The 18,222-nt window shown below is 43.4% G+C and carries 17 protein-coding genes; 12 read left to right on the top strand and 5 right to left on the bottom strand.

Annotated features, from left to right (window positions below; genetic code table 11):
* Positions 1-143: 143 nt before the first annotated feature.
* The 3 genes from nadA to AABK40_RS07310 all read left to right on the top strand — a co-directional run bounded on the left by nadA (position 144) and on the right by AABK40_RS07310 (position 2,815).
* Positions 144-1,148, top strand: a complete 1,005-nt coding sequence (gene nadA, locus AABK40_RS07300) for a quinolinate synthase NadA (protein ID WP_332922561.1) — start codon at positions 144-146, stop codon at positions 1,146-1,148.
* Between the two features lie 189 nt (positions 1,149-1,337).
* Positions 1,338-2,588, top strand: coding sequence for a U32 family peptidase (locus AABK40_RS07305; protein WP_332922560.1), 1,251 nt, complete (start codon positions 1,338-1,340; stop codon positions 2,586-2,588).
* Entirely contained in the window at positions 2,588-2,815 is a 228-nt protein-coding gene (locus tag AABK40_RS07310; protein WP_332922559.1) for a ferredoxin, read from the top strand. The genes AABK40_RS07305 and AABK40_RS07310 overlap by 1 nt, the downstream gene beginning before the upstream one ends.
* A 71-nt stretch (positions 2,816-2,886) precedes the next feature.
* Here the strand turns inward: AABK40_RS07310 and AABK40_RS07315 are convergent, their stop codons facing one another.
* Positions 2,887-3,315, bottom strand: a complete 429-nt coding sequence (locus tag AABK40_RS07315; protein WP_338396607.1) for a hypothetical protein — start codon at positions 3,313-3,315, stop codon at positions 2,887-2,889.
* Between the two features lie 275 nt (positions 3,316-3,590).
* On the opposite strand from AABK40_RS07315, the gene AABK40_RS07320 reads away from it, so the two are divergent.
* The 3 genes from AABK40_RS07320 (at position 3,591) to AABK40_RS07330 (ending at position 8,251) form a co-directional block, all read left to right on the top strand.
* Complete coding sequence (locus AABK40_RS07320) at positions 3,591-5,057, top strand: nicotinate phosphoribosyltransferase (protein ID WP_338396608.1); 1,467 nt, start codon at positions 3,591-3,593, stop codon at positions 5,055-5,057.
* Between the two features lie 275 nt (positions 5,058-5,332).
* A complete protein-coding gene (locus AABK40_RS07325; protein WP_338396609.1) occupies positions 5,333-6,730 on the top strand; it encodes a spermine/spermidine synthase domain-containing protein in 1,398 nt (465 codons plus the stop codon).
* A gap of 3 nt (positions 6,731-6,733) precedes the next feature.
* Positions 6,734-8,251, top strand: a complete 1,518-nt coding sequence (locus tag AABK40_RS07330; RefSeq protein WP_338396610.1) for an FAD-dependent oxidoreductase — start codon at positions 6,734-6,736, stop codon at positions 8,249-8,251.
* Here the strand turns inward: AABK40_RS07330 and AABK40_RS07335 are convergent.
* Positions 8,248-9,090 (bottom strand): helix-turn-helix domain-containing protein, encoded by an 843-nt coding sequence (locus AABK40_RS07335; RefSeq protein ID WP_338396611.1) that lies wholly within the window; start codon positions 9,088-9,090, stop codon positions 8,248-8,250. The two genes, AABK40_RS07330 and AABK40_RS07335, sit on opposite strands and share 4 nt — an antisense overlap.
* A 79-nt stretch (positions 9,091-9,169) precedes the next feature.
* On the opposite strand from AABK40_RS07335, the gene AABK40_RS07340 reads away from it, so the two are divergent.
* The 5 genes from AABK40_RS07340 (at position 9,170) to AABK40_RS07360 (ending at position 13,631) form a co-directional block, all read left to right on the top strand.
* On the top strand, positions 9,170-9,562 hold the full coding sequence (locus tag AABK40_RS07340) for a YbjN domain-containing protein (protein WP_332922553.1): 393 nt from the start codon (positions 9,170-9,172) through the stop codon (positions 9,560-9,562).
* Between the two features lie 19 nt (positions 9,563-9,581).
* A complete protein-coding gene (locus AABK40_RS07345; RefSeq protein ID WP_332922552.1) occupies positions 9,582-10,283 on the top strand; it encodes a PspA/IM30 family protein in 702 nt (233 codons plus the stop codon).
* 182 nt (positions 10,284-10,465) lie between these two features.
* The gene (locus AABK40_RS07350) at positions 10,466-11,380 is read left to right on the top strand and encodes a mechanosensitive ion channel family protein (protein ID WP_332922551.1); all 915 of its coding nucleotides are present in this window, start codon (positions 10,466-10,468) and stop codon (positions 11,378-11,380) included.
* A 169-nt stretch (positions 11,381-11,549) separates the two neighbouring features.
* On the top strand, positions 11,550-12,125 hold the full coding sequence (locus AABK40_RS07355) for an efflux RND transporter periplasmic adaptor subunit (protein ID WP_338396612.1): 576 nt from the start codon (positions 11,550-11,552) through the stop codon (positions 12,123-12,125).
* Positions 12,126-12,278: 153 nt separating this feature from the next.
* Positions 12,279-13,631, top strand: a complete 1,353-nt coding sequence (locus tag AABK40_RS07360) for a fasciclin domain-containing protein (protein WP_338396613.1) — start codon at positions 12,279-12,281, stop codon at positions 13,629-13,631.
* A gap of 106 nt (positions 13,632-13,737) precedes the next feature.
* Here the strand turns inward: AABK40_RS07360 and AABK40_RS07365 are convergent, their stop codons facing one another.
* From AABK40_RS07365 to AABK40_RS07375, 3 genes are all read right to left on the bottom strand, one after another.
* Positions 13,738-14,739: a 7-cyano-7-deazaguanine synthase gene (locus AABK40_RS07365; RefSeq protein WP_332922548.1), complete on the bottom strand. Its 1,002-nt coding sequence runs from the start codon at positions 14,737-14,739 to the stop codon at positions 13,738-13,740.
* 151 nt (positions 14,740-14,890) lie between these two features.
* Positions 14,891-15,751 carry a sugar phosphate isomerase/epimerase family protein gene (locus tag AABK40_RS07370; RefSeq protein WP_338396614.1) on the bottom strand — a complete coding sequence of 287 codons (861 nt, stop codon included), beginning with the start codon at positions 15,749-15,751 and terminating at the stop codon, positions 14,891-14,893.
* A gap of 548 nt (positions 15,752-16,299) precedes the next feature.
* Complete coding sequence (locus AABK40_RS07375) at positions 16,300-17,205, bottom strand: phytanoyl-CoA dioxygenase family protein (protein ID WP_338396615.1); 906 nt, start codon at positions 17,203-17,205, stop codon at positions 16,300-16,302.
* Positions 17,206-17,307: 102 nt separating this feature from the next.
* Here AABK40_RS07375 and AABK40_RS07380 point away from each other — a divergent pair, with 102 nt between their 5' ends.
* A complete protein-coding gene (locus tag AABK40_RS07380) occupies positions 17,308-18,159 on the top strand; it encodes an AraC family transcriptional regulator (protein ID WP_338396616.1) in 852 nt (283 codons plus the stop codon).
* Positions 18,160-18,222 lie beyond the last annotated feature (63 nt).

The raw sequence follows: 18,222 nt of genomic DNA on the forward strand, positions 1-18,222 counted from the left end.
TACTTCTCCCCCAAAAACGAATCCCGGCAAGCCTATTTTGTCGGGATTTTTTTTGCTTTAGGCAATCTCAAGGGTATAAAACATCCTTCTTTCACAAATTTTTCATTACCTTTACAGTCTAATATATTGTATTAATACCTAAAATGGACAGTACACATCCCGCATTAAGCGAAGAGGGCTTTATAAACGCGCCCGTAAATCCTGAATTAGATCTTGTTGCTGAGATCAAGAAATTGAAGAAGGAAAAAAATGCCGTAATTCTTGGGCATTATTACATCACAGGTGACCTTCAGGACATCTCTGACCACCTCGGTGACAGCCTTGGGCTTGCACGTGCAGCGGCAGATACCGATGCTGAAGTGATCGTTTTCCTTGGCGTACACTTTATGGGAGAGACGGCGAAGATCCTCAACCCCCACAAAAAAGTGATTATTCCTGATCTTAAAGCTTCTTGTTCCCTCGCAGAATCTGCTCCTGCAGATGCCTTTGCGGCTTTCAAAGCGCAGCACCCTGATCATATCGTGCTTTCTTACATCAATTGTACCGCCGACATCAAGGCGCTTTCTGATGTAATCGTGACTTCTTCCAATGCCGTTCAGATTGTCGAATCTTTCCCAAAAGATCAGAAGATTATCTTTGCTCCTGATAAAAACCTCGGGAATTACATCAACAACCTGACAGGTCGTGAAATGGTCCTTTGGGATGGTGCATGTATCGTTCATGAACAATATTCGCTGGAAAAAATCCTTGACCTTAAAGAGGAGCACCCTGATGCGGAATTTATCGCCCACCCAGAATGTGAGCGCCCATTGCTAATGGCGGCCGATTTTGTAGGCTCAACCACTGCCCTGTTGCGTTATGTGGAGCAAAACAATAAATGCAATAAATTTATCGTGGCCACTGAAAGCGGTATTTTGCATCAAATGCAGAAAAACGCCCCATCGAAAACGCTTATCCCTGCCCCTTCGGTAGATGCCACCTGTGGCTGTAACGATTGCGCTTTCATGAAGCTCAACACGATGGAAAAATTATACAATGCACTGAAATTTGAGCAGCCAGAAATTCTTTTGACTGACGAACAAATAGCATTATCGAAAAAACCTATTGAAAAGATGCTTGAAATCTCCAACAAACTGGGGATAAAATAGCGTTTTTATCAGTTTTTGAAATAACTTGCATCATATTTGAATGACATTAAAGCCTCACCTTTTTGGTTAGGCTTTTTTCATAAGCCATTCCCCTGAAAAGCGTATCAGCTTGAAGATAAGGATTTTGGCTTTAAAAACTGTATATTTGTAAGCACCTTCAATGCTTCAAAAAAAATAGATAGATACAAAATGAGAGCACCTTTAAGAAAGGATATTGAAATCATGGCTCCTGCGGGAGGGTTTGAATCGTTAATGGCCGCAATTCAGGGTGGCGCAGATTCCATTTATTTTGGGGTTGAGCAACTGAACATGCGTGCACGGGCGACCATGAACTTCAAGTTGGATGATTTGGAAAAGGTGGCAGGCATCTGCCAGGAACATGGGATTCGTAGCTATTTAACCCTGAACACCATTGTTTACGATCACGACATGTCGATTGTAAAGCATGTCTGTAACCGTGTAAAGGAAGCTGGAATCACGGCGATTATCGCCTCAGATCAGGCCGTAATTTCCTATGCACAGTCTATCGGTGTGGAAATTCATATCTCCACACAGGTGAATATCACCAATGTGGAAACCATCCGTTTTTATGCCCACTTCGCCGATGTCATGGTATTGTCTCGGGAATTGAGCCTGATGCAGATGAAGCATATCTGCGATGCAGTAGAAAAAGAAGACATTAAGGGTCCTTCAGGAAAACGTGTTCAGATCGAAGTTTTTGCACATGGTGCGCTTTGTATGGCCGTTTCTGGGAAGTGCTACATGTCTTTGCATACCTATAATTCGTCGGCCAACCGTGGTGCTTGCAACCAGAACTGTCGCCGAAAATATACGGTTAAAGATGTTGAAGATCCAAGCATTGAGTTTGAGATCGACAACGAATACATCATGTCGCCGAAAGATTTGTGTACGGTGAATTTCCTGGATCAGCTTTTGGATACAGGTGTTCAGGTACTGAAAATTGAAGGACGTGGCAAAGGGCCTGAGTATGTTAAGAAGGTGGTCGGTGTTTATCGTAAAGCAGTTGATGCGATTTACGATGGTACTTACAGCGCCGAAAAAGCGGAAGAATGGATGGACGATTTACGCACCGTTTATAACCGCGATTTCTGGGGAGGCTATTATCTCGGTCAGGAAATGGGCGAATGGGCAGACCAGCCAGGTTCGCAGGCCACACAGAAAAAAGTTTACCTTGGTTTAGCGAAGCATTACTTCACCAAAATTGGGGTTGCAGAATTTAAAGTGGAGGCACAGAAATTGAAAAAAGGCGACAAACTGCTCATCACTGGTGTAACAACAGGTGTGATGGAGTTGGATGCCGAGGAAATTCACGTGGATGGGCAGTCGGTGGAAGAAGCCAAGAAAGGCGAAAACTTCTCGATCAAAGTTCCAGACCGCGTACGTCCTTCTGACAAACTTTATAAAATCGTTGAGGCATAATGGTTACGATCATCCACCAAAGGGATAAGTGCATCGGTTGCCATTACTGCGTGGAAATCGCATACAACCGTTGGCGAATGTCCAAAAAGGATGGCAAAAGTGTCCTTTTGGGCGCCCAGAATAAAAGAGGCTTTTGGAGTGTCAAAGTCAGTGAAGATGAATTGGAAGAAAACCAGCGGGCAGCAAAAGCCTGCCCTGTAAATATCATTCAGGTAAGGGAACACTAATTTTTCTTACCCACCAAAAAAAGCAAGCATCCATGGGTGCTTGCTTTTTTATTTTTCACTGAAAAGGGTTATCAAATGCGATTGAGCCCATATTCATTCACCAAAATCTTCTTTCCTGCCTGAAGGGAAAATTTTAGCTCTTCCCAGGCAGTCCCTCCATTTGATTTCAGGATGAACTCATTGTCGCTGGACTCAATGGAAAATTCAAAATCCGCTAAATCACCATTTTCATTCTTTTGCTGAACAGCCTTCAGGGAAGATTCCCCAAACTGATTAACAAACACCTTCTGGCCGTGGAGGCTGAAGGCTAATTTCTTCCATGCGGTACCTTCGTGGGATTTAATGGACAGCCCATTTTCGGTTTTTTCAAAAATGATTTGAAAAGACTCCGAATGCACCACTGCCCGATTGTTCTCAGCCTCGGCAAAGCCAAATAATAAAAAAGAAATGGCAATCAAGGCCGTTAACCCTACGCCAACAAAAGGAAAATATCGAGTCATAAAAAATGGTTATTTTAAAAAGTAAGTTTGTTACAATTAAAATAGGAATAATAATCTTACTTTTCAAGACCTGACCGCTATTCAAACCTCCATTTGATTATCCTCGACCGACTTCTTTTCAATCCGATAAATTTTCCTTTCCTTGCTCAATAATAAACTGATGGCAAAATGCATGGAAGGCTTTTACTGAAAACAATCGGTACCGACGATACATGCAGCGCCCCAACAATGTGGCCGCCCGACAATGGTTATGAACTCAAATAAACTGCACCTCAATGACTGATCTTTCGAAAATATACAAATCGAATCTTTCGCTACTCACCGACCTGTACCAAATCACCATGGCTTATGGCTATTGGAAAAATAACAAGCACGAGCAAGAGGCTGTGTATGAATTATACTTCCGTAAAAATCCTTTCGGTGGGGGTTTCAGCATTTCGGCAGGATTGGCTACTGTTATTGATTACCTCGAAAACTGGACATTCGAAGCAGCGGAAATAAAATATTTGGCTTCGCTGAAAAACCCCTCGGGCAGTCCGATGTTTGAGAAAGGCTTTTTGGATTATTTGGAGCAAATGAAATTCAGCTGTTCGGTAGAAGGCATCCCTGAAGGGGAAATTATTTTCCCATTTGAACCAGTCTTAAAAGTCAGAGGTCCTTTGCTTCAAGCGCAATTAATCGAAACACCCCTACTGACTTTGATTAACTTCCAGACCCTGATTGCCACCAAAGCCGCAAGGTTAAAATTAGCTACCGACGGCGATACCATCCTGGAATTTGGCCTCCGAAGAGCTCAGGGAATCGATGGCGGCTTATCTGCTACCCGTGCCGCTTTCGTTGGCGGAGTAGATGCGACTTCAAACGTGCAGGCGGGCATGCTTTTCGGCATTCCTGTAAAGGGCACCCATGCCCACTCTTGGATTTTATCTTTTGACGAGGAAGTGGAAGCCTTTGAGGCTTTTGCCAAAGCGATGCCCGAAAATACCATTCTGTTGGTCGACACCTACGACACCCTCGAAGGAGTCGCCTCAGCGATTGAAACCATGAAAAAACTCAGGTCCAAAAATATCCCCTTTCATGGTATCCGACTGGATTCAGGAGATTTGGCTTACCTGAGTATCGAAGCCCGAAAAATGCTTGATCAGGCGGGCTTTACCGCCACAAAAATTGTCGCTTCCAATGATTTGGACGAATACATCATTCAATCCCTGAAAAATTCCCAAAATGCAAAAATTGATATTTGGGGTGTTGGCACCAAACTCGTTACCGCCTATGACCAACCTGCTCTGGGGGGAGTTTACAAACTAACCAACATCAAGAATCAGGATGGTAAATGGGAATCAAAAATTAAACTTTCTGAGCAGGCCATCAAGGTGACTACGCCTGGAGATCATCAAATTGTACGTTTTTACAAAAATGGTAAAATGCGGGGAGACATGGTTTTTGACGTCCACCTTGGGCAGGATGCCGAGTATTTCGTCGATCCAACGGATGTTACCCGCAGAAAAAAAATCAAGATCGACTGGGACGAAAAATTGTTGCTCGAGCCTATTTTTGAAAAGGGTAAAAAAGTTTATCAGTCGCCTTCCTTAGTGGAAATCCGTGAAAACACCCTGCAAAATATGATGACCCTCGACGATAGCGTAAAGCGATTCACACACCCACACCATTATACGGTGGGCTTGGAGCCAAAATTGGACGAAAAGAAACGTCAGATGATTCACACTTTGCGCAAGCATTAATACAGTTTGGAGAGGTTTTGATAAGGTTTTGTCCACAGAATACACAGATTTCCACAAATTAATTTTTGTGCTAATTATCGTTCTGTTAGCTTTAAATGGTGCAAGGGCGATTGCGAGAATCCCGCTCGTGATAACCCAATTCTGGTTTAATCGTCCCCTTAGGGTCAATCCAATTTTAATGGTTAGTCCAAACGGGACGCTTGAACTAAAATCCGCGACAAAAACACTAAACTATAGCGAGCGTCCCACTCGGGATAGCACTACATGATTAATAAATGAACAACAAATCTTCCCTATTTTTAGGAATCATTGGCCCCGCCCTCTTTTTTTGCTGGGCATCTGCCTTCGGTATGCAATGGGCAGGTCCGCAGCATAAAGGCTATTTGCTGATTTTTTTATGTTTGATATTGGGACTGCTGATCCGGCAAAAAGCACCCCTGACAAAAAAAACCGAAAGGTTCTGCTTTGGTCTGGCCCTCTTCCCATTAGTTTTTGCCGATAGCATTTATGGCTTTCTAAAGGCGCAATCCCTTTATTACGAGCCCATCTTTTATGCCATTGCTGTGGCTACGGGATTTTTCATGCCCAAAATCTGGGGAAAATCAGTGAAAGCATTGCTGTGCTCCTCCACCGTGTTATTACTGGTTGGGCTTCTCACTCCTGCCTTCAGCATCCCATATATTTCCTCGGCTGTTTTGATATTCGTCGCCTGTGCCTATGGTATCTTTGGTCACAATTTGCCCACTTTTTTTGCTAAAAACAGGAAAGTCAGCTACCCTTTCGTACTCCTGATAATCATTTCTTCGCTTTACTGTCATGGGTATATCAATAAAAAGCCTTTCAGAGATCAGCCCCTTTTCGGTGAACTGATCACGCAACAAATTCAGGGGACGCTGGGAAAATACACCTTCACTCAATTCAAAAACACGCAGTGGACCTATAAAAATCAACAGCTGATACAATGCAATGTCGATCAAGCGATGTACCACGAGCCTTTCGTCATGTACCCGATGCAATACCTCCACAAACCAAAACGACTATTGATTATTGGCGATCTCAATGGAAGTATCCGACAGATTGCAAAAAGGTCAAATTCATGGGCGCAAATTGATTATTTGCCATTGGATTATGATGGCGCAAAAGCCATTCAGGGAAAAGACAAAGACTCCTCCACACATTGGATTCAGCAAAGTTTAGGCATGTTTTTGAATAACGATCAGCACGATCCTTATGATTTAATTTTGATGGACCTGCCCGAGGCTTTAACCATTCAATTCGGGAGGTGGTACAGTCAAAAATCTTTTCAGCTGGTCAAAAATCAATTGTCAGAAACAGGAATCATGGTTTGTAATGCCACAAATCCTTTTCTTTTTGCCAACAGTTTTAAAATCATCAAAAACACCATCGCCTCCACAGGTATGCACACCAAAGCTTTTCATAACAGCGCGCCCTCACTTGGCGACCGAGCATGGATTATGGCAAGTAAGGCGGATTTTGAACAGCAGGATGCGCTGGACTTTGATCGTCTGCAAACAAAATGGTTGACGCAGGAAAGTATTTCCCTGATCACTCACTTTCCGAAAGGCCCAAAATCTAATGATCAGCAGATCAACACGCTACGAAACAATATTTTAGCCTCCACTTTTAATTCCGAAATTCTGGGAAGTATTTAACTTATGCAAAGACGTCAATTTATTAAACGGAGTACCGCAGGTTTGTTCGCCCTCCCTTTATGGCAGGTGGCCTGTAATCAAAAAAGCACTTTGCCCTTTCCTTTTAAGATTAGAAGTGAGGATCAAAGCGGTCATTTTTTAAGATTTGGCTTGCCCGATTGGGAAGCAGAACAGGATCAGCATTTTAAAACCGTGGTGGTCGGTGGAGGCGTTGCAGGTTTGTCGGCCGCTTGTCACCTGCAAGATCAGGATTTTGTGTTGCTGGAAATGGCTGACCGACTGGGAGGAACCTCTTCAGCCGTTGAACATCAGCAACAATGGATTGGGCAGGGCGCGCATTACGATTTAGCGTACCCTGAAAATTTCGGAAAGGAGGTGCTGGCGTTTTTGGAGCAGCTGAAAATTATCCGCTATAACCCGATTGCCAAATTATGGCAGTTCAACGATCGGCAGCATATTATCCCGCCATATGCGGAGGCGCAATATTGGCAACAGGGAGACCGACGCCCTCAATTGATCGGCGATTTTGACGATCATCAGGCTTTTACAGCATTGCTTTCGGAGTACCAGGGAAAAATGCCTTTGCCTTCACGACTGATCGACAAGGAACATCTCCACCTGAATTCACTTTCTTTCAAAGATTTCCTGACGCAGGCTCACCCCTTTAAATTGCAAAGTCTGGAAGCCATAGATTATGTGATGCGTGATGATTACGGCGCCAAATCGGATCAGGTATCAGCTTTGGCGGGCATCCATTATTTTATGTGTCGCCCTTACGGTGATCCTTCCGTGGAAATATTTTCGCCAACATCAGGGAATTACTATTTCATCGATAAAATGGCCAAGCAATTGCCGTCAGCAAAATGTAGGCTTCAGCAAATGGTGGTCAACATTGAAACGGCTGCGCATGGTTACTCCTTACAGGTGCTTGACCTGAAAAAGGAACGGCAATACCATATTCATTGTGAGCAGTTGATTTTTGCGGCGCCCAAGTTTTTGTTGCCGACAATTTTCCCTGCGCATGCCTCCACTTTTAAAGCCGTAAAGTACAGTCCGTGGTTGGTGATCAATTATGTCCTGAAAAAGCCATTGCATCAGTCGACCAATTTTTGGCAGAACGAATACATCACTGCCAATCATCCGCTGGTAGGTATCGTGAATACGGCGAGTCATCGTGAGCAGGAATCTGTTCAGGTTATTAGCCTCTACCATAATTATCAGCCACAGGAAAGGCAACATCTTTTGAAGATCAAAAAAGACCCTTCCGAAGTGTTTCAGTTTGGGCTGAAAGCGATTGAGGAATTGATTCAGGAGGACATCACTGAGCAGGTAGCAACCGCCTATCTACACTTTATGGGACATGCCATGCCCATCCCTTCAGTAGGTTACCTTAACCAACCGATACAGAGCCCTGATAATCTCGCTTTTGCAGGCGTGGATACCTTCCGTCTGCCGCTACTATTTGAAGCCATAGACAGTGGAATACAAGCTGCTCAAAAAATGAGCACTCCTACAATTTAGTCACGCAACAGTTTTTCTATTTGTTCTTCGAGGCGTAAAACACGGCGTTCCAACAGGTTCGGGGCGTCGAGTTGCTGCGTGATGCGTTGCTTAACCGCCCAAATCTCCTCCACCTTTTCCATCGAAAGCGGCACCTGTTCGCTCGGGTCTTCCCAATAGCTGAGAATCAGCTGGTCGTCCTCTTCTTTTACAATCCGAAGCACGTAAGCCCGACGATTGTGAATAACGATGCCCAACATGCCCTGTACCGCTGCAATCTCCGAAGGCTTTACCATCGTCCCGATTAAAATATCCCCATTGTTCAAAGCCCTGCTCCCCCCTGCCTGTTGGCGATTAAAAACAAAAGCAAGGTGATTTTTTGGACTGATCTTGGGTATCACTATTTTAGGAAGGTTATCAATAAAATCGGGCTTTCGCTGCCCTAATATATAATTTAACCAATTTTTTCCTTCGAGCATCGGAATACCCTCCACCTGTTTTACAAGGGGCTCAATCTTTTCTTCCACTTTATCGATATCAAAATGATAAAGCTGATTGACGGTAATATCCTTGGTCAGCAGTAAATCTATGCTGAGGTTAAAATGCTGCGCAATTGCAATCACGGTATCGATCTTTGGTTCCGAGCGCCCTTCTTCATACGCCCCGACCGACGGACGGGCAAGTTTGAAAAGCTCGGCAAATTTGGCTTGGCTCAAATTTTTGACCGAACGTATTTTTCGGATATTTCTACCTATATGTGACATTAATCGATAAAAATTATAATTTATATTCCGAAAGTAATCATAATATTTAGGTGTGGAAAAGAAAGCAAGAAAAAAATTGCTACTTTTTTGAGCCATGTTAAAACTTATGTCATTTTTTTCCCGTACATTGATAATGTAATTGATCGGGAATCTAAAATTTTAAACCTTCTTCCCAATGAGTAATTTTGATAAAGTAAGAGAGTACTTGGTAGAACTCGATTATGCCATCCATTTTGAGAATGAATCAGATGGAATTTTTGTGGTAAACTATGAAGCCAATGGTATTAACAACATGATGCTGGGTGTGGCTGAACCCATCCTGATTATGGAACAGCATTTGTTTGACCTGCCCGCCAAAGATCCTGAGGTATTGCTTTCTTTACTTCAGAAAAATCGCGACATGGTTCATGGAGCCTTTGTTTTGGACGAGACAGGCACCAAGGTGATTTTCAGGGATACCCTACAGCTCGAAAACCTTGACCTCAATGAAATTGAAGCTTCCTTCAATGCATTAGGGCTTTTACTCAACGAGTACATGGATGAGATCATCCGTTTTTCAAAAGGATAAAATTTAAAAATATAATATTATGAATATTTTCAAGCGTTTATTTAGAATTGGTAGTGCCGAGGCACATTCTGCAGTGGATAAATTGGAAAACCCTATAAAAATGACCGAGCAGGGAATCCGCGATCTTAAAAAGGATCTGGACAGCAGCCTGCAGGCGTTGGCAGAGGTAAAAGCCATGCAAATTCGTGCAAGAAACGATGTGAACAACTTCAGAAGCAAATCGAAAGATTATGAAAATAAGGCCATGCTGGTGATTCAGAAAGCACAGGCAGGCAGCATGACAGAAGCTGAGGCGGATGAGTTGGCGGCAGAAATTTTGTCTAAAAAGGCGGAAATCGATGCTGACTTTGCACGTGCAACCAAAGAGAAAGAACTATTCGACCAGAAAGTTCCCGCTTTGGAAACCAACGTCAAGAAACTTCGCTCGAACATCAGCCAGTGGGAGAATGAACTTAAAACCCTGAAGGCGCGTGTGAAGGTGAGTGAATCGACCCAACGCCTGAACAAGCAAATGGCCAATATCGACTCTTCTTCTACTGTAGCCATGCTCGAGAAGATGAAAACCAAAGTGGACGAAAATGAAGCCCTTGCCGAAGCCTATGGCGACATTGCCGATTCCAACGAAAGCCTTGACTCTAAAATCGACAGCGCTTTGGGCGCAGAAGCCAAAGGCCTGAGCGCTTTGGAAGAGTTGAAAGCCAAAATGAACAAAGGCAACTAAGCAAAAAGCAACAACATCGCAATTCAATAGTTCAGAACAACCTCAATTTTGGGGTTGTTTTTTTTGTGCCCATATTCCACTTATTAAATCTTCTGTGTACTTTAGGGCGTGTTTAAAAACTGTCAACCCACCCTAAACGGCCATTTTAAACACCCCCTTAGTAAAAGCACAAACTATCAACCATGCTCGACAACACCTTAACCGAACTGACCGACTACATCAGGCAATCCTTCAATACCGTTTTCAGTACCCGAATCTGGAGTACCGACGCGGGCTACATCATTACCCTCGGAGATTTACTGCACTTTTTTCTGGCCACCCTTTTGGTCATTTTCCTTGCCCGAGGCATCAGAAACCTGCTCATTCACCGCCTGTTCAAAAACTCGCCCGCCATACATCCCTATCGGCACACCATCGGGAATGTGGTACGCTACCTGATCCTGATTTTCGGTTTCATGATCGTCATCAATTCCATTGGCATCAACCTTTCTTCCCTCTATGTAATTTTTGGTTCCCTGGGGGTCGGAATTGGTATTGGTTTGCAAAACCTGACCGAGAACTTCATCTCTGGACTGCTCATCATGTTTGAGCGCCCTGTAAAAGTCGGCGACCGTATTGAGGTGGATGATGTGAACGGAATCATTACACAAATCGGTGCAAGAGCGACTTCAGTCATTACCAACGACAACATTTCGATCATCCTGCCGAACTCCTACCTGACCAACCAGGCCGTAACCAACTGGTCGCACAACAACTTCAGAATCCGCCTTCGTTTTCCCGTGGGCGTCTCTTATAATGAAGATCCTGAAAAGGTCAGGGAAATTCTTTTAAGCGTGGTTGATGAACACAAGGGCATCATGAAAAACCCTGCGCCACAGGTCTTGTTTGTCAATTTTGGCGACAGCTCCCTGGACTTTTCCCTTGATGTTTGGACAGAATCTTACCTCCACAAATTCGACATTCTCAAAAGTGAAATTTATTACAATATTTTCAGGGAGTTTAAAGCCAATAACATTGAAATTCCTTTCCCACAGCGCGACCTCCACATCAGGTCTGGTTTGCACCTCACCGAAAAGGCCATGACTCCACAGGAATAGCATCATCCTGATCATAAATAAAGGAGGGTTTTCTTGAAGGCCGCTTGGTGTCTTAAACAAATTAAGCTTGCATTCATCTTATCCTCCTCCCTGTTCATCCCTAAAGCGAGACACAAAGGTTACTTTTATTACATGCGGTTTATTCATTAATAAATACCGAATGTAAAATATGCCTAAGAAAACGATCTATAGCGTTACCGCACTTCTTTTATTCATTATCGCACTGAGCTTTTACGCTTTGCCCTCCGAGGAACTGCCGCATCATTCGGTAACCCTTAAGGTGGACAAATACAATGTGCGCATCAAAAAAATATTCGTTGCAGGTGGTGCTGCAATTAACAAGGGAGATCAGGTCTTATTACTTGAAAGCCCTACGGTGGAAAAAAACCTGTGGATGGCACGCGAAAGTATTCATCAAACTCAGGTCAAGCTGATACAGCTACGCACCGAAAAGCAAACACTGCTCACCATGCTGCAACCCAAAAAGCTCAACAGTTCTTTTGATCTCAAAATCCGAGATGCCATAGAAAATGAAATGCTTGACATCAGGGTTCGATTCAATATGGAAGAAAGACAACTCAAGCAAAGACTCAAAGAATTTCAGGCGGAAGAACAATATTGGACGAAAATAAAAAAAGAACTCCTCATTAAAACCCCTATTGATGGCGTTGTGAAAGGCATTGAAGCCAACTGTGGGGATTTCCTCTCAGAAAATGACCCCCTGATCTCAATTTCCCCTTCCTAAAAACTCAACAGTTTTACGCGTAAAGTAAATGTCTTTAGGCCGACATATTTTATTTTAAGAAAAAAAAATTAGCCACATTCTTATCCGAAAAAAGAAACAAGGTGTTGGAATACCTGAACTAATTATACTCACCAACTAAAATTCCAACGCATTATGAAACTTTCTAAGTTAACCTTTCCGTTACTGCTTCTTTTAATGGCAGTCACTGTGTTCACTTCCTGTAAGGATGATGATGACGATAATCCGACCCCGCCTCAGGTTACCGATTCCATTCTCGATGAAATCAAAAAAGACGCTGATCTTTCCACCCTGCTCGATCAGGCATCCCAATTCAGTGATATTGCTGACCTGCTCGACGATGATGATCAGACCCTTACCCTTTTTGCTCCTACCAACGACGCCTTTACCAAATTTCTTGAAGCAAACCCTGACGTTACAGAAGATCAGGTAAAAGCGACCCTTCAGTACCATGTACTTACTACTACCAAAATGCTCGCTGACCTGAAAACAGGGGACAGTTACCTGACTGCTCAGGGAGAATCCATTACCGTAACTAAAAACGATGGTTTGGTGGTAATGCTTAATGACAGCATCATGATTACCAAAGGTGACATTGAAGCGACCAACGGTGTGATGCATAAAATCGATATGGTATTGACAATCCCTGAAGAAGATGACGAACCAGCAATGACCATAGCGGAAATCGCTACGGGGAATGAAAACTTCTCTACGCTTGTTGCAGCGGTATCGAAATTCGACGACCTTACAGCGGCGATTTCAAGCCCTGACAGCGATCTGACCGTTTTTGCACCGACCAACGATGCCTTTCAGGCGCTATTGGATTCGAACCCAGACTGGAATTCTTTGGATGATATTGATGAAGCCACTTTGAAGGCCGTTCTGACTTATCATATTGTTGAAGGCAGCGTGTTTTCTACTGATTTGAGTGATGGACGTGTTGAAACCCTCAATGGTAAATTTGTTACCGTAGATCTTTCGAATGGCGTAATGATTGACGATGCCAACGTTATCATTCCAGATGTGGAGGCAAGTAATGGGGTTGTTCACGCAATAGATGCGGTACTGATCCCTAAAATGAATTTGGTAGAAACGGCAATTGCAACGCCAGATTTGAGCACCTTGGTAGCGGCGGTATCCAAATACCCTGACCTTGTAACTGCTTTAAGTGATGAATCTGCGCAGCTTACGGTCTTTGCGCCTACAAATGATGCTTTTCAGGCGCTGTTGGATTCAAATCCTGACTGGAATTCCTTGGATGATATTGATGAAGCCACTCTGAAGGCCGTTCTAACTTACCATGTAGCAGGTGCGAAAATTCTTTCCTCTGACTTACAAGCCACCAATTATACCATGCTCGACGGAAATACCATCTCTGTTAATCTGGATAATGGCGTGGTGATTAATGGTAGCTCAACAGTGGTTATTCCTGACGTAATGGCCTCTAACGGCGTAGCACATGTGATTGATATGGTCTTATTGCCATAATCGCCTGACTTAAACATGAATTTCAAGGCTTCGTTAATTGGAGCCCATAAAAAAAACTCGGCTTATTGACCGAGTTTTTTTGTGTGTTATTTTTTGAAGACTGAAATTAGTCCATCGTATAAGCTTTCATTTTTGTAGTCAGCTCCTCTACATCAAATGCAGGGTAAACAACTTTTTCTTTATTGATCACCATCGTAGCCTCCACTTTTCCTTTGGCTTTAGAGTATCTTGAGTACAATTGTTTGGCGATCTCCAAATCCTCTTCCGTCATTTCACCATAAGCCAAAATTGCTGGACCAGGGGTTTCCGAAGTACCCTCTACCATAAAGGTTGCCATATCGGCATAAGATTCCACGGCTTCTTCTTCCTGCTGATTTCTGGCCATGAAGATATATTTTTTCTCATCAAGGCGTAAAAAACGGCTGTGTCTGATCAATTCAAACAAATCCGAATGCTCATGGTGCAACATGCCATCTGCTTCCAACTGCTTCAGGCGTCTTGAATAATTCGGCTCCGTCAGGCGGCAACCACCCGCAGGTTTAGGATAGTTTTCAATCCCCCAAGCTTTGGCCATCTCCATTTGACGGTGGCGACTGCGACCAGAAATGTTTTCCAACTGTTCGATATCCAGCCAGCCCTCGCGAATCGGCTTGGTATGCGGCAATAATTTTGCTGACATCGGGCGAACGATCAAATCATCCATTTTAGATAATTCCTGAACACGTTCAAGCGCATCTTTTCTTTGCGACATCGGACGCTGGTTCAGCACCTCTCCAGAAATCAGAAAATCAGCCTCATATCTTTTCATCAAATAATCGGCAGTGTAGCTCATCATTAAAGCATGACAATCCAAACAGGGGTTCATGTTTTTCCCTCGACCATTGGCAGGGTCTTTTACCACTTCCATATGCTCTTTTTTGAAATCAACATACTCGAGTTTTACTCCAATCTGATCACACAAACGCTGCGCGTTTTCATTTTCTCCCCCAAAAAAATGGGAAACAAAATTTAATGCGATAACCTCCACTCCTTGGTCTTTTACCAATTTCATTGCCAACAGCGAGTCAAGCCCACCTGAATATAATGCCAAAGCTCTTCTTTGCTCCACCTTCATAGAATTTGATGATTGATATTTAATTTAAGTGATCCTTAAATTTTTTCACCGACAAAAGTATTCCATTTGATGGAAACCACCGATAAAAAAAGGTTAAAAATCTCCTTTAATCTCAAAGGTGCAAAAAGAAAGCCAAAACGAAATCCTATGAATAATTTTCAATCTTTTCACTGTCCGTCATTGCGGCTTCGGCATAACGCTTTCTCAGTAAATCTTGCATAAAGTAGTTCACCTCCCACTGATCGGCCAGAGGCGCACCACCAAATGGACTGCTCGTCATATAAGGATGCGGACCAAATTCAGGTGTCATGTAAAGCACTTGCTGCCCTTCTTTGCGGTGACGGGCAATGATACGGTCCCACCAGCCCAAATGTGCTTCCAATTCCCATCGCCACTCCTCCGATCTTGGGTCGGTAATTTGTGGACCTTCCCCATGCCCCACACGACAATGAATGTAATCGGCACGATCAATGGCCAAGCGCAGGGCTTCCTCTTGCCCCTCAAGCAAAGATTCCGACACACAACACCAATGCGAAAAGTCGGTCGTGATCCTTAAATCAGGCAAGGCCTGTAAATACTGCATGGTCTGTTGCGCCGAAAAACTAAAGCGCCCACGGTGGGTTTCGTGCAAAATCCTGATGCCCTTTTCCGCCCCCATTTCATTGGCCATCTCAATCAAGGCGCTATTCCTATCAAAAGAATAATAGTCCTTACCCGTATGGGTATTAATCATGATTGGGTTCAGTGCCAAAAGCTTTTTGAGGTGTTCTGCATACGTTTTTTTGTGGGCTTCGAAATCAATCTCTGCGGTTTCCCAATGCTGAGCAATCAGCCCTAATCCATATTGTTGCAAAGTTTCAACCACCCCCTGCTGATCCGCCTGACTGGGATAGTTATGAAAAGGCATTTCCACCCCATCATATCCTGCAGCTTTTACCTTCTGACAAAATTCCTCAAAGGGTAAATGCTCCTGTCCCCAAAGGGGGCAAAAAATCTTGATTTTCATGTTGATGTTGATTATGTTCTCCTAATAAGAAGGATTCGGTAAAGTTAAATGTAAGGGCATACCTCATGGCGAGGTGTTTGCGATTTTAGGGAGATGAATATTCATTGAAGGTTTGAGTTCTCTCCCGAGACTATTAGAATTGATGTTGCACCACGAAATTTAATTTGGGCGCTGTACGGGCTGACCAATGTATCTGCCCTTTTTATTAAAAATATAGGATACACACATAAGTACCTGATCACATTTATCTTGTAGAATTCCGAATGCCCTAAATTTTAAATAATCTAAGTATATATCCAAGAAAAGGTGGCTGGTGGCTTGTGATCGGTGGCTGGAATACAAAATATTACCAGTCACCAGGCACAGATCACCGGTCACTTTATACAAGTTATTTCTGACCGAGTACTTAGGTGCATCCACACAGCAAACAAAATAATCTTTCATAAGAAGGATAAACTCGAGCTGTGCAATAGCCTAAGCAGAAGATTTGACTAACTAATATTTATTTTAAATGATATAAAGACGGCTTAGGCCCCCAAATTCAAAAATTATTCCCCCAAAGCCTCCAAAACAAGATCATCCGTCAGTAAAGGGAAAAACTGACCTTCCATCTTTGCACCTTTCTGTATCACAGGAACGCCTTTTAGCAGGACTTCATCAGTCTCCGACAGGGTGCCATCCTTAAATACATTCAGCACAAAAGCCCTTCTCGACATTTCAGAATCATTGGCCTCCGACCCATGCACCAACAACGGATGGTGGAAGGAACAGAATCCCCGTTTCAGCGGAATATGCACAGGCTTGAAGTCCGCCTTTTGCTCCTCGGTCAAGAATTCAAACAAGCCATTCATTTCCCCTGCAAGGTCTGGCTTGGGAATCAGCCCCCATTCGTGGCTGCGCTCAACATATTGCAAACAGCCATTTTCTGGCGTGGCATCATCGATACCCACCCAACAAGTCAGATGTTGCATGGGCGAGGTACGGGTCCAATAGGAATAATCCTGATGCCAAGCCACAACACCTCCATGCTTCGCAGGCTTGCAGAAAAGCTGATCGTGCCAAAAGCGAACGCCTCCACCAAGTAACTGAGCGGCTTTCATCACAAAGGACGGGTTCCACAGAATATCATGAAATCCCTGAGTGATGCGCCATGCACCAAGTGCATGAAACAACACCTTGTCGGGGTCCCCCGATTCATTGCTCCAAAATTCATAAAACAAATGGTGCTGCGGATGATTAGGATCCATGATTTCAGCGAGCTCACTGCCTAAAAAATCAAGCTGCTCCGCCGTTAAAAGCTGAATATTGGCGACATAGCCCAATTCATGAAATTGATCGATCTGCTCCTGAGATAATTTATAAGTTTCCCATTCTTCAGCAGAAGTCGGCCATTTAAAAAGTTCACCAACCAATTGGTGGGTTTTCGACAGGTCAGCGGTTAATGTAGTTTCCATCGTTTTGGGTTTTGTTTGATATTGAATATTATTCAATATCGTGAATGTGATTTAGACCATTTTTCAGTATATTAACATTAGCATCTACTATATTAACCAAACATGAAAGCCATCAGGGAAAGAATATTACCAACCGATGATCAGTCTTTTTTTGTGCAGCATTTTAAAATGCCCGCCTTCGATATGCCAAGGCATTTTCACCCCGAATATGAATTAACCTATATTATACAGGGAGAAGGCATTCGCTATGTGGGGGATCACAAGACGACATTCAAGGCAGGAGATTTGGTGTTGCTCGGCCCCGATCTTTCGCATTATTGGGAAACTGACCTGCAATGGGTGGAGGATACAGGCTTATTCAGCGAATCGATTGTGATACAATTCAAACCACAGGTCTGTCCGCAAGGAGGGTTAAAGGAATTTTCTGCTATACAAAATATGCTAAGAATGGCGGATGCAGGTATTCATTTCCCCGAGGGAGCGCAATTTCTACAAGCAATCCACGAACTTTTGGCGGCGAATGGATTTGAAAAACTGATGCAGCTGTACAAACTCCTGAACAAATTAAGCGCCGTGGAGGAAAGAACACTTTTGTCTTTCAGTGAAGAATCTCAAATGCAGCTTCATCAAAACCATGAAGTGTTCAGTCAGATTTTAGAGGAGATCTTTGTCAATTTCAACCAACAGATCACCCTCCAGAGCATTTGCGAGAAAATGGAGATGTCGCCACCTGCCTTTTGTCGATTTTTTAAAAAACGAACCAAAAGAACTTTCTCCGAATACCTGAACCAAATCAGAATAAAACACGCCTCCACCCTGCTGACAGAAACGGACGAGGCCATTTCTCAAATTGCCTACGGTTGTGGATACAATAGCCTCAGCTATTTCCATGAGCAGTTTGTCAGAAGGAAACAGATGAGCCCGACGGAGTACAGAAAGAGGAATTGGGTTTGATTTAATCTCATCAAAATAACCTTATGTCCTTTTCAGTCCCCTTTTCCAAAAAAACTGTATCTT

The sequence above is a fragment of the Persicobacter psychrovividus genome (assembly GCF_036492425.1).
In the GTDB taxonomy this organism is placed as follows: Bacteria; Bacteroidota; Bacteroidia; order Cytophagales; family Cyclobacteriaceae; genus Persicobacter; species Persicobacter psychrovividus.

Bases quoted from the DNA above. Each gene is read 5' to 3' on its own strand.
- nadA (WP_332922561.1), top strand. From the start codon at position 144: ATGGACAGTACACATCCCGCATTAAGCGAAGAGGGCTTTATAAACGCG.
- AABK40_RS07305 (WP_332922560.1), top strand. From the start codon at position 1,338: ATGAGAGCACCTTTAAGAAAGGATATTGAAATCATGGCTCCTGCGGGA.
- AABK40_RS07310 (WP_332922559.1), top strand. From the start codon at position 2,588: ATGGTTACGATCATCCACCAAAGGGATAAGTGCATCGGTTGCCATTAC.
- AABK40_RS07315 (WP_338396607.1), bottom strand. From the start codon at position 3,315: ATGACTCGATATTTTCCTTTTGTTGGCGTAGGGTTAACGGCCTTGATT.
- AABK40_RS07320 (WP_338396608.1), top strand. From the start codon at position 3,591: ATGACTGATCTTTCGAAAATATACAAATCGAATCTTTCGCTACTCACC.
- AABK40_RS07325 (WP_338396609.1), top strand. From the start codon at position 5,333: ATGAACAACAAATCTTCCCTATTTTTAGGAATCATTGGCCCCGCCCTC.
- AABK40_RS07330 (WP_338396610.1), top strand. From the start codon at position 6,734: ATGCAAAGACGTCAATTTATTAAACGGAGTACCGCAGGTTTGTTCGCC.
- AABK40_RS07335 (WP_338396611.1), bottom strand. From the start codon at position 9,090: ATGGCTCAAAAAAGTAGCAATTTTTTTCTTGCTTTCTTTTCCACACCT.
- AABK40_RS07340 (WP_332922553.1), top strand. From the start codon at position 9,170: ATGAGTAATTTTGATAAAGTAAGAGAGTACTTGGTAGAACTCGATTAT.
- AABK40_RS07345 (WP_332922552.1), top strand. From the start codon at position 9,582: ATGAATATTTTCAAGCGTTTATTTAGAATTGGTAGTGCCGAGGCACAT.
- AABK40_RS07350 (WP_332922551.1), top strand. From the start codon at position 10,466: ATGCTCGACAACACCTTAACCGAACTGACCGACTACATCAGGCAATCC.
- AABK40_RS07355 (WP_338396612.1), top strand. From the start codon at position 11,550: ATGCCTAAGAAAACGATCTATAGCGTTACCGCACTTCTTTTATTCATT.
- AABK40_RS07360 (WP_338396613.1), top strand. From the start codon at position 12,279: ATGAAACTTTCTAAGTTAACCTTTCCGTTACTGCTTCTTTTAATGGCA.
- AABK40_RS07370 (WP_338396614.1), bottom strand. From the start codon at position 15,751: ATGAAAATCAAGATTTTTTGCCCCCTTTGGGGACAGGAGCATTTACCC.
- AABK40_RS07375 (WP_338396615.1), bottom strand. From the start codon at position 17,205: ATGGAAACTACATTAACCGCTGACCTGTCGAAAACCCACCAATTGGTT.
- AABK40_RS07380 (WP_338396616.1), top strand. From the start codon at position 17,308: ATGAAAGCCATCAGGGAAAGAATATTACCAACCGATGATCAGTCTTTT.